Source organism: Pedobacter insulae (assembly GCF_900113525.1).
Classification (GTDB): domain Bacteria; phylum Bacteroidota; class Bacteroidia; order Sphingobacteriales; family Sphingobacteriaceae; genus Pedobacter; species Pedobacter insulae.
This window is the reverse complement of sequence record NZ_FOPP01000006.1, coordinates 44,523-56,323: the sequence shown is the minus strand read 5'-3', so window position 1 is coordinate 56,323 and position 11,801 is coordinate 44,523. Positions and strand designations below refer to the sequence as shown.

The 11,801-nt window shown below is 38.5% G+C and carries 8 protein-coding genes; 5 read left to right on the top strand and 3 right to left on the bottom strand.

The window, feature by feature from the left end; genetic code table 11:
* Nucleotides 1-22 precede the first annotated feature (22 nt).
* Nucleotides 23-1,186: an RsmB/NOP family class I SAM-dependent RNA methyltransferase gene (locus BM207_RS11245; protein WP_090994055.1), complete on the top strand. Its 1,164-nt coding sequence runs from the start codon at nt 23-25 to the stop codon at nt 1,184-1,186.
* Between the two features lie 166 nt (nt 1,187-1,352).
* Here the strand turns inward: BM207_RS11245 and BM207_RS11240 are convergent, their stop codons facing one another.
* From BM207_RS11240 to BM207_RS11230, 3 genes are all read right to left on the bottom strand, one after another.
* Nucleotides 1,353-1,928 (bottom strand): MarC family protein, encoded by a 576-nt coding sequence (locus BM207_RS11240; protein WP_090994053.1) that lies wholly within the window; start codon nt 1,926-1,928, stop codon nt 1,353-1,355.
* Nucleotides 1,929-2,033: 105 nt separating this feature from the next.
* Nucleotides 2,034-3,521: an amino acid permease gene (locus BM207_RS11235; RefSeq protein ID WP_090994051.1), complete on the bottom strand. Its 1,488-nt coding sequence runs from the start codon at nt 3,519-3,521 to the stop codon at nt 2,034-2,036.
* Nucleotides 3,522-3,672: 151 nt separating this feature from the next.
* The gene (locus tag BM207_RS11230; protein ID WP_090994049.1) at nt 3,673-5,934 is read right to left on the bottom strand and encodes a sodium-translocating pyrophosphatase; all 2,262 of its coding nucleotides are present in this window, start codon (nt 5,932-5,934) and stop codon (nt 3,673-3,675) included.
* 402 nt (nt 5,935-6,336) lie between these two features.
* Between BM207_RS11230 and BM207_RS11225 the strand changes: the two genes are divergently transcribed.
* From BM207_RS11225 to BM207_RS11210, 4 genes are all read left to right on the top strand, one after another.
* A complete protein-coding gene (locus tag BM207_RS11225) occupies nt 6,337-7,749 on the top strand; it encodes an APC family permease (RefSeq protein ID WP_090994047.1) in 1,413 nt (470 codons plus the stop codon).
* A gap of 31 nt (nt 7,750-7,780) precedes the next feature.
* On the top strand, nt 7,781-8,725 hold the full coding sequence (locus BM207_RS11220) for a tRNA modification radical SAM protein MnmL/YtqA (RefSeq protein WP_090994045.1): 945 nt from the start codon (nt 7,781-7,783) through the stop codon (nt 8,723-8,725).
* A gap of 623 nt (nt 8,726-9,348) precedes the next feature.
* Nucleotides 9,349-10,725 carry an ammonium transporter gene (locus BM207_RS11215; RefSeq protein WP_090994043.1) on the top strand — a complete coding sequence of 459 codons (1,377 nt, stop codon included), beginning with the start codon at nt 9,349-9,351 and terminating at the stop codon, nt 10,723-10,725.
* A gap of 30 nt (nt 10,726-10,755) precedes the next feature.
* Entirely contained in the window at nt 10,756-11,796 is a 1,041-nt protein-coding gene (locus BM207_RS11210; RefSeq protein WP_090994041.1) for a porin, read from the top strand.
* Nucleotides 11,797-11,801: the final 5 nt, after the last annotated feature.

Below are 11,801 nucleotides of genomic sequence, written 5' to 3'. Positions count from 1 at the left end.
TAGCCATTAATGGGTTTGGGGCATGAGAGTAGAACATCAAATTAGAGCTTTTGAGCAAATTTATCAAAGTTATGATGGAGTATTGCCATTACACCGTTTTTTGTTCGCGTACTTCAAGCAAAATAAGCAAATGGGGTCATCTGATAGGAGATGGGCAGCGCGTTATATCTATAGCTTTTTTCGATTGGGAAAGGCACTCTCCGAATTAACACCTCTACAACGCCTAGCTATTGGCGATTTTCTTTGTCAACAAAGCACCAGCCTGGTTGTAGAAACCTACCTAAATAATTTAAGTCCCTCCATCGAACTTCCTCTGGATGATAAGATAAAATTGGTGGAACGTGAATATCCGACGTTCAAGTTGGCAGAGGTTTTTATTTTACATACCCATTTATCGCCAGCTATTGACCAAGCGCAATTTTTTCGTTCTTTCTTTATTCAACCTAATCTTTTCATAAGAGTTAAGGGCACCCATATCCAGGCGGTGATTAATCAGTTATTAGCTAAAGATGTGCCCGCTACCGAAGTGATAGCAAATGCGCTTGCCCTACCTAATGGGACTAAATTAGAAGATGTTATTACCGACTCTAGATTATATCAGGTGCAAGACCTATCCTCTCAAAAAACAGGCGCATATTTTAAGCCCGAAAAATATGATTATTGGTGGGATTGCTGCGCTGCGTCTGGAGGGAAATCGCTTTTGTTGCATGACATTGAGCCCAATATCGAATTATTAGTGAGTGATGTAAGAGAAAATAGTCTGAACAATCTCGATGAACGTTTTCAGTCCGCCGGAATTAAAAAATACCATAAAAAGGTAATTGATCTGCTCCAAAATAATGACCAAACTTTACATCATTATGAGTTTGATGGAATTTTGTTGGATGCACCTTGCTCGGGTTCAGGAACATGGGGGCGTACACCTGAAATGCTGTGGTTCTTCGAAAAATATAAGATTGAAAGTTATGTGAAATTACAGAAGGCGTTCGCCGGAAACGTAATTAAATACCTAAAACCAGGCAAGCCTTTGATTTATATGACCTGCTCTGTTTTTAAAGCAGAAAATGAAGATGTAGTAAGCTATATTGAAGAAAATTTCCCGGTTAAACTGGAACAGATGGAACTAATTAAGGGTTATCATGATAAAGCTGATAGCATGTTCGTAGCCCGGTTTATAAAGCAATAGTTTGCTAACTATGGCTAAACCATTGTTTAATTTTCTCTTTCAAATGCTTAATAGCTTCGAAAAGAACGGCTAGCAGGCCTATAATTAGCGTAAATTGCTCAAAGCTGTTCATGATAAGGGCTTTACAGATATAAGACTAATTTAGTGAATTTTTGTTACAGTTTAACTATAGACCCGTATTTGTCCTAAATAACTTAATTGCAATTGCCAATAATATAATTCCAAAAGCTTTACGTAAAATATTTAATCCAGTTTTGCCGAAAAGTTTCTCTAGTCGGTTGGTGTTCTTTAATACAAAGTAAACAAACAGCATATTTAACATAATGCCAACAATAATGTTCGGCGTAGTGTATTCTGTTTTTAATGATAAAAGCGTAGTCATAGTTCCCGCTCCAGCAATGAGTGGGAATGCGAGTGGAACGATGGAAACTGTTTCTGGTACTTCATCCCTGAACAGCGTGAGGCCTAATACCATTTCCATAGCAATGGCAAAAATCACAAATGATCCCGCAATTGCGAATGAAGCCACGTCAACCCCAATCACAGCCAGCAATGTTTTTCCGGCAAATAAAAATATGATCATCAGCACCGTGGCTACAATTGCGGCCTTTTCCGATTGGATATGTCCTGCTTTCTTTCGAAGTTCGATAATAATAGGAATTGAACCTAAAATATCAATAATGGCAAATAAAACCATGGTGGTAGAAAGAATTTGGCTGAAATCAAATTTAAAGTAGTCCATCTTATTTAATTTTAGGTAAAGGTAAAATATTAGTGTGATGAAATTATAAAATCCACGCCAACAAAAAAAGCCCCTGATTTTTCAGGGGCTTTAATTATATCAAGGTTATTCTTTATCTGGGTGGTTTAACTTTGAGTGTTTGCGGCTATATAAGAAATAGATAACAAAACCTATAGCTAACCAGGCAAATAATCTCAGCCAGTTTTCCCATCCTAAACCGAATATCATTAACCCACAGGCAATAACCCCAAGAATTGGGATAAATGGCACAAGCGGAGTCTTAAATTGACGAGGCAATTCTGGATTGGTTTTTCTTAAAATAATTACAGCTACACAAACTAACATAAAGGCAAACAAAGTACCAATACTGGTCATGTGTCCCACCACATCGCCAGGAACAAAAGCAGCAAAAACGCCCACTAAAATTAAAATCACTAAGTTACCTTTATATGGAGTTTGATACTTAGGGTGTAACTTGGAAAATACTGCAGGTAATAATCCGTCTTTACTCATCGAATAGAATACGCGGCTTTGTCCAAGTAACATCACCAAAATTACCGATGAAAATCCTGCTAAAATAGCCACTGTAACCGACTTACTTAACCAACTGTAAGTAGCGGGCATCCCTTCCTTAATAGCAGCAACAACCGAAGCTTCTCCACCTTTACTTGGATCTCTAAAGAACTCAAGCGGCGCAAGTCCAGTTAATACGTGTGCAAACAGAATATACAACACGGTACAAACTGCCAATGAGCCTAAAATACCAATTGGCATTGCTGTCTTTGGGTTTTTAGTTTCCTGCGCAGCAGTACTTACCGCATCGAAACCAATAAAAGCGAAGAACACTGTTCCTGCAGCCCCTAAAATTCCCATGATACCTCCGAAATTGTACGTAATTCCTTGATGGTCGGTATAAGTTGTAGCTTCAGGGATATAAGGTGTGTGGTATGCAGGATTAACATAGCCCCATCCTAAGATGATAATCATGATCACAATGGTCACTTTTACAATCACGATCAAGTTGTTCACAATCGCAGATTCTTTAGTTCCCTTAATTAATAATAAACTAAGAACAGAAACGATCAAAAGTGCCGGAATATTAATGATACCCGTTACGCCATCTGGTGAGGTTTGAAAAGGCGAGTGACACCATTGATAGGGTATGGCCCCGACCCCGACGACTTCCACAAGAAAATTATTTAAATACTCACTCCATGCTATACCCACTGTGGCAGCACCAACTGCGTATTCTAATACTAAATCCCATCCGATAATCCAGGCCATAAACTCGCCCATTGTAGCGTAGGTATAAGTGTAAGCACTACCAGAGATTGGAATAGATGAAGATAATTCGGCATAACATAAACCTGCTAATGCACAGCCAATTGCAGCTAATATAAAGCCGATAGTAACTGAAGGTCCGGCATTTTGAGCAGCGGCAGCAGCAGTTCTTACAAAGAGACCGGCTCCTATGATAGCTCCAATGCCAAGCGCCACTAGGGATCCGGCAGATAGGGTACGTTTTAAGCCTTTTTCAGATTCAGCAGAATCTAATAAAAGCTGTTCGACTGATTTCTTAACAAATAAACTCATATAGTTTGTTTAGATTTTTGGTTTAGTTTAACAGTATTAATAATTTGTAGGTTCAAACCTAAATAAAATTAATGTAATAATAAAGGCCACTTTGACAAACTTTTCAAAGTTTGTCAAAGTGGCCTTTATTATGTGTAACATTTATAACTCACTAACGTTTTATAATTGTATCTACCTCATTTTTTATGGTATCTACGCGCTCGTTGCCTAACGAATCAACAGATTTAGTGATCCTAATTTCTTTGATCACCTCAGTACTGCCAGTCTCATTAACTGCACTAATAGCAATGTAAGGAGCGATAACCAATGACACGATAGACATTAATTTGATGAGGATGTTCATCGAGGGGCCAGAAGTATCCTTAAATGGATCACCTACTGTATCGCCGGTAACAGAAGCTTTGTGTGGTTCTGATTTTTTATAATACATTTCCCCATTGATCTCCACACCTTTCTCGAATGATTTTTTTGCATTATCCCACGCTCCACCTGCATTAGATTGGAAAATACCCATTAAAACACCTGATACAGTTACCCCTGCCAATAACCCCCCTAATACCTCAGGGCCAAAAGTAAAACCTACAATTACTGGTGTGATTAACGCAATAGCGCCAGGTAACATCATCTCACGGATAGATGCTTTAGTTGAAATAGCTACACATTTTTCATATTCTGGTTTCGCTTTATATTCCATGATACCTGGAATATCGCGAAACTGTCTACGCACCTCCTGAACCATATCCATGGCAGCTTTACCGACAGCTTGAATACACAATGCAGAGAATACGAAAGGTATCATACCTCCAACAAATAAACCTGCTAACACAGGAGCCTTATAGATATCAATTGCTGTAATACCTGCAATACCCACAAAGGCTGCGAACAAAGCTAGAGAAGTTAATGCAGCCGAAGCAATTGCAAATCCTTTTCCCGTAGCAGCAGTGGTATTTCCTACTGCATCTAAATTATCAGTACGCTCGCGAACTTCCGGCGGTAGTTGACTCATTTCTGCAATACCACCTGCGTTATCTGCAATAGGTCCAAATGCATCAATCGCTAATTGCATCGCAGTGGTTGCCATCATACCTGCAGCAGCGATTGCTACACCATACAAGCCTGCAAAGTAGTACGAAGCCATAATCCCGCCCGCTAACACTAAAATAGGAATAACCGTTGATTTCATTCCTACGGATAAACCTGCAATGATATTTGTTGCGTGACCGGTAGAAGATTGCTGGATAATTGAATTAACAGGCGCTTTGCCCATCGCCGTATAATATTCAGTAATAATGCTCATGATCGTTCCTACTACCAAACCCACCATGATTGCATAAAATACATTCATACTAGAAAACTCATAACCACGAAGATTTAAAGTATCTGGCAACATCCATTTTACAATAAAGAAGGATGCAATAGCTGTAATCACAATCGACGACCAGTTACCAAGATTCAAAGCATTTTGAACATTAGATTTCTCATCCTTAATAGTTACGAACCATGTTCCTATAATCGAGAAGATGATTCCCAATCCGCAAATTACCATTGGCAATAGGATAGGAGACATGCCTCCAAATTTATCAACCACCGTGATCTCTTGTCCCAATACCATAGTAGCTAAAATGGTAGCTACATAGGAACCGAATAAATCAGCGCCCATACCAGCAACATCACCTACATTGTCACCCACGTTATCCGCAATAGTTGCAGGATTACGTACGTCATCTTCAGGAATACCAGCTTCAACTTTACCAACTAAATCTGCACCAACGTCGGCCGCTTTAGTATAAATGCCACCACCAACACGCGCAAATAAAGCAATCGATTCAGCTCCAAGAGAGAATCCTGTTAATACTTCAATAGCAGTTTTCATATTGATCACGCTTACAGCCCCATCAGCGCCGATCACATCAAAATAAGAAAGAAATACAATGAATAATCCTCCCAAACCTAAAACAGCTAAACCTGCTACACCAAGACCCATTACAGTTCCGCCGGTAAAGCTAACTTTTAAAGCTTGTTTTAAACTCGTTCTCGCAGCCTGTGTAGTACGAACATTTGCTTTTGTGGCCGCTTTCATGCCAATGTATCCAGCAAATGCCGAGAAAAAAGCACCAATTAAGAAAGAAATGGAGATGATCCAGCTTGAGTGGATTTCTTTACCATTAATTTCATGGATAGTTCCAGAGTAGGCTAGTAAAGCTGCGGCGAAGACCGCAAAAATGCTCAATACTTTCCATTCTGCTTTTAGAAAGGCCATCGCACCATCGGCAATGTAGCCGGCAAGTTCCTGCATATTTGCGTCACCAGCATCTTGTTTGTTTACCCATGCACTTTTTACTGCCATAACCAGAATACCGATTAAGCCCAATAGTGGAATGGAATAGATTAAATTGTTTTGTAGAAACTCCATACTTTAATTTTATAGTTTAGTTGTTTTGTTGTGAAATAAAAATAATACAAGGGTTGCAAAAATAAGCGTGTTTAGCTAATAATCAAATTTTTAAGTAAATGATTGTTAACATTTTTTCGGTTTCTCCAAATATCCGTGATTATCATTCTCTGAGCCTATTTTTTTTCCACCTTTTTTAATATATATTAGCCCAATATAAACCAAAAAAACAACAAATAAACTAAAAAATGGAACCACCATGATTGTACTCGCCAATAAAGGCAAAAAAACACCCTCATGATAGCTTCATCACCATTAAAACAAACTAAAAACTAATGAAACCATCATGAGTGTGTTCACCAGATAAAAGCATAAATACACTCATGATAGCTTCATCACCATTAAAAAACAAACTAAAGACTAATGAAAAACCAAAAAGAAGAAGGTTCTTTTAAAAGAGAACTTGGTCTGTTTGACGGCACCATGCTCGTTGTAGGCTCGATGATCGGTTCGGGAATATTTATCGTAAGTGCAGATATCGCACGACAAGTAGGGTCGGCGGGCTGGTTAATTTTAATTTGGGTATTAACTGCGGTCATTACCATGATTGCTGCAGTAAGCTACGGAGAGTTAAGTGCGATGTTTCCAAAAGCTGGTGGCCAATACGTTTACCTAAAAGAAGCCTATAATAAATTAATTGCTTTCTTGTATGGTTGGAGCTTTTTTGCGGTTATTCAAACAGGGACGATCGCTGCAGTTGGTGTTGCATTTTCAAAGTTTACGGCTTACTTAATACCCGTTGTCAGCGAAAAGAATATATTATACGAACTTGGGTCGTTTAAGTTAAATGCCGCTCAACTTGTGTCGATCTTTACGATAATATTGCTTACTTATATCAATAGCAGAGGTGTTAAGAATAGTAAGTCGCTGCAAACTTTTTTAACAATCATTAAAATACTTTCGTTATTTGGGTTAATTATATTTGGTTTTACCTTGGGTGCTAGCAGTGCAGTTTGGGATGCCAACTGGGCAAACGCTTGGGACTCGAAAATGTTTGATGCGCCTTCGGCCGCTTGGATTAGTATAGGTGGTACCGCATTAGCGGCCGGTATTGCAGCGTCGATGGTCGGCTCACTTTTTAGTAGTGATGCCTGGAATGGAGTTACGTTTATAGCAGGTGAAATTAAAAACCCACAACGAAATGTAGGTTTGAGCTTGTTCTTGGGTACGTTAATCGTGAGTGTTATTTATGTATTGGCAAATTTAATGTATGTGGCAGTGATGCCATTAAATGAAATTGCCTTTGCCAAAGAAGACCGGGTAGCGGTAGATGCAGCGCAGTATATTTTTGGAAATACAGGTACGATCATCATTGCGGTCATGATCATGATCTCAACTTTTGCCTGCAATAATGGGCTGATTATGGCGGGTTCGAGGGTATATTATACAATGGCGAAAGATGGTTTGTTCTTTAAAAAAGCTGCTCATTTAAATGCGGCCAGTGTTCCAGCATGGGCATTGTGGGCTCAATGTATTTGGGCATCGGCATTATGCTTAACGGGTAAATATGGTGATCTGTTGGATTATGTGATGATTATCGTAATCATATTTTATATATTAACTATATATGGAATTTTTATTTTAAGAAGAAAAATGCCCAATGCAGAACGTCCTTATAAAGCATTTGGTTATCCGGTTTTACCTTTTATATATATTATAGCCGCGACTGCCATATGTGTTTCGTTGTTAATTACTAAAACGAGCACTTGTGGCTGGGGTGTAGTTATTATGTTGGTGGGAATACCTGTGTATTATATTACTAAGCCTAAGGAATAGGATTCTCATAAAATCCTCGTATTTTTGCAGAATGGGAACGGCAATAGATTTGGGTATTAAGGGGTATAAAAGCTATGGGGTACACCTGCGTGAAAAATATCAGGGTAAGCGTGTATTTAAAGTAATTGTTGATGGTGGTTTTACCTGTCCTAACCGCGATGGTAGCAAAGGTTACGGAGGGTGTACCTATTGTAACGTCGATTCTTTTACACCAGAGCCCTCCCGTAAAAATCCCAATATCAAAGATCAGCTTTTAGAAGGGATGCAACGAGCAAGAACTTCTTACAAAGCAGATAAATTTATTGTTTACTTTCAGCCTAACACCAATACCTATGCGCCAGTGCACTATTTAAAGATGATGTACGACGAAGCGCTGGCGGTAAATGCTGAAGATGTAGTTGGTTTTGCTGTGGGTACACGTCCTGATTGTATTGATGCCGAAAAAGTAGCCTTACTAGAGGGTTATACCGACCGTTTCGATGTAGATTTAGAAATGGGAATGGAATCGATCTATGATGAAACTTTGGAACAGATCAATAGAGGTTGTAGTCACGGTGAATTTGTGAAAGCTGTGGAACTTCTCGAAAATTCAAAATTGGATCTCTGTGTGCATACAATTTTTGGCTTTCCATGGGAAACGCGTGAGATGATGAAAGGTTATATTCATGAGATCAACCGCTTTCCTCAAATTAAATTCGTCAAGTTCCACCACCTCCATGTTGTAGATGGCTCCATCATGGGTGCTAAGTATAAAAAGAACCCCTTCAAATTATTTACCCTCGAAGAGTATACAGATTTACTTTGTGAGTTAATCCCTTTACTACGGCCTGATATCGTTATTCAACGTTTATTTGGGATATCGGATTGGGACTTATTAATTGCGCCCAACTGGGGATTAAATAAATCAGCTATCCAAACCTATATGGATAAGGAGATTGAACGAAGAGGTGTTGTTCAAGGCTCAGCGTATGCGTAGCATATAGTTCACACACTAACCCATTTCCTTCTTAAACATCCATTCAAGTTATTGACCTTGTCTCTGTTCCGCTCTTGCTCGGGACAGCCTCGTACTTGGTTCGAGACCGCTTTGAGATAAATCTAAATAAAGTGAAAATTGAATCTATGTTAAGTCCAGCTTTTTACGGTAAAAGTTGGACTTATATTGGACTCATACTGGACTCATATTGGACTCATCTCGAAAAAAGTACGAAACAATCCCGAAGCAGAGGCGAAGCTTGTCTTAGCCCAATAGATAAAAAAAGTATAGGCTAACTAAAACAACTAGCGGGATGTGAATTAGTAGATTTTTTATCATGATTAACAGTGTTTCTCAGAAAATAGTGAGGTTTTTGTTATAATTTTTAATTATTATAATTTTATTTGGTGTAATTCAGCTAAATTAATGGATAAATGATGTAAATTTTGGTATTATATTCTTTATTTCTAAGTATTTGTTTGGTTTTTGTTGTATAAAAATGGATTATTATTATATTTTTTAATAAAAAATCATTTTTTTATTAAAATAATGTGTAATTAATTAATAATTATTTCTATTTTTATAATAATTAATCAAATAAACACGAAAAATAACTAAATTCTATGGCAAAAGTTTTATTTAAACAATGGGGTCCGTTTGCAGTTTTAATGATAGTTGCAATATTGTCGCTATTTGTTCCTTTGCTCCCAAACTTTGATGAGGGAAAATACAGCGGTCCTGATATCGCTTTTATACTAATTGCTGCGGCATTCGTTTTTTTGATGACTCCCGGCTTGGCGTTTTTTTATGGAGGGATGGTTCATCGTAAAAATATTTTGTCGACGATGATTAAAAGTGTTGTTGCCGCCGGTGTAATAACCGTATTATGGGTAGTGTGTGGTTTCAGTTTAGCTTTTGGTGATACCATAGGTGGATTTATAGGCGACCCTGGTACATTTTTCTTCTTTCAAGGAGTAAATTCTGGTGCTCCACATTTACAGAATGGAGCCGATTTAACAATTCCCCTTTCCCTGTTTGCTGTTTTCCAATTGATGTTTGCCATTATTACGCCTGGCTTGGTTGTTGGTGCAGTGGCGGAACGTATTCGTTTCACTTCGTATATTTTGTTCATCGTCCTTTTCGCCTTGTTTGTTTACTCTCCATTGGCACACTGGACTTGGCATCCTGAAGGCTTTCTTTTGAAAATGGGTGTTTTAGATTTTGCTGGAGGTACAGTGGTACATATTTCGGCAGGTATGGCAGCCTTAGCGGGAGCGTTGGTGTTAAAACGTAGAAAATCTCACTTGGAACATAAAGAAGTTCCGCCTGCAAATATACCTTATGTGCTAATTGGTACTGGCTTATTATGGTTTGGCTGGTTCGGTTTTAATGCTGGTTCTGCGCTGGGAGCAAATAGTTTAGCTGTTTCGGCATTTTTAACGACTAATACTGCTGCAGGTGCTGCAGGGTTATCTTGGATGTTTTTTGATGTTGCAAGAGGTAAAAAGCCGTCAGTTTTAGGTTTCTGTATTGGTGCGGTTGTCGGTTTAGTTGCCATCACACCTGGTGCGGGTTTTGTGGGTATTCCTGCCAGTATATTTATTGGTGCAATTGCTGCGGTTATTTCAAATTTGGTAGTTTCCTGGAAACAAAAAACAAGTTTAGATGATACGCTGGACGTGTTTCCTTGCCACGGTGTTGGCGGTATAGTAGGTATGTTATTAACCGGGGTCTTTGCCACTAAAACAGTAAATGCTGCTGGTGCAGATGGTTTGTTTTATGGAAATCCAGCTTTCTTTCTAACGCAGTTAAAAGGGGCGTTAATCGTGATCATTTTTAGTTTTGTATTGTCATTCTTTATTTTCAAAGTAATTAATTTATTCCAACCAATACGGGTTAGTGCTGAAGAAGAGGAAGAAGGTCTGGATGCCAGTCAACACGACGAGAAATATACTCAAGGTACATTAATCGTTGCCGGTCAAGAAATTCCAAACATTTAATTAATTACTCATCGCTGTAAATTTTAAGATATGAAAATCAAAATTCTACTCTCGTTATCCGCGTTAGGTTTAGCAACAATTACCTATGCCCAGGACACTGCACCATCGCCCCTGCAAATATCAGGTTCTGTTGATACCTATTATAAATATGATTTTAACAAGGCAGGCAACATCAAAACTTACTTTGCTAATGAACAAAACTCAATTTCTCTGGGAATGATAGATCTTGCATTGAAAAAAACGACTGGGAAAGCATCGTTTGTTGGTGAATTATCATTTGGACCAAGAGGACAAGCGCAATCTATTCCTAATGCCAATGGTGTTTATGATGAAACAACAAATAGTTTTCATATCCAGAATTTATATGTTAGTTATGCATTTACAGAGAAATTTAGCATGACTGCAGGCTACATGGGAACCTTTGTAGGGTATGAAGTAATTTCTCCGACAGCAAATTTCAACTACTCAACTTCTTACTTATTTGGATCGGGTCCTTTTCAAAATGCTGGTATCAAGGCATCTTATACGTTTTCTGACAAGGTAAGTTTGATGGCGGGTCTATTTAATGATTGGAATGTTTACCAGGATTTTAATGGTGTTTCGCATATTGGCGCTCAGTTAACGATAAGCCCTGTTGAGGGATGGACAGCTTATTTAAATGTATTGTCGGGCAAATCTGCTGGTGCTGCAGGAACAGGAACAATTTTAGATTTAACTACAGCTTATCAAATTACAGAGAAATTTAAGTTGGGGTTAAATGCTGCCGATTACACGATTTCAGATGATAATGGAGGTTATGCGGGTGTTGCGATCTATCCACAATATTCGTTCACGCCAAGTTTTGCTTTGGGACTTAGAGGGGAAGGGTTTAAAATTAAGGGCGTAGGTGCGGCACCTGAAGCCACGGTAACGTCTTTAACCCTTTCCGGTAATATTAAATCTGGTGGGTTGACCTTTATCCCGGAAATCCGTTTTGATGATGACAAGGACTTTTCTCAGAGCTTTATGAAAAATGGTTTGGGAATTAAATCTGCATCACAATTTTCGTTGGCTGCCGTATATAGCTTTTAATTTGA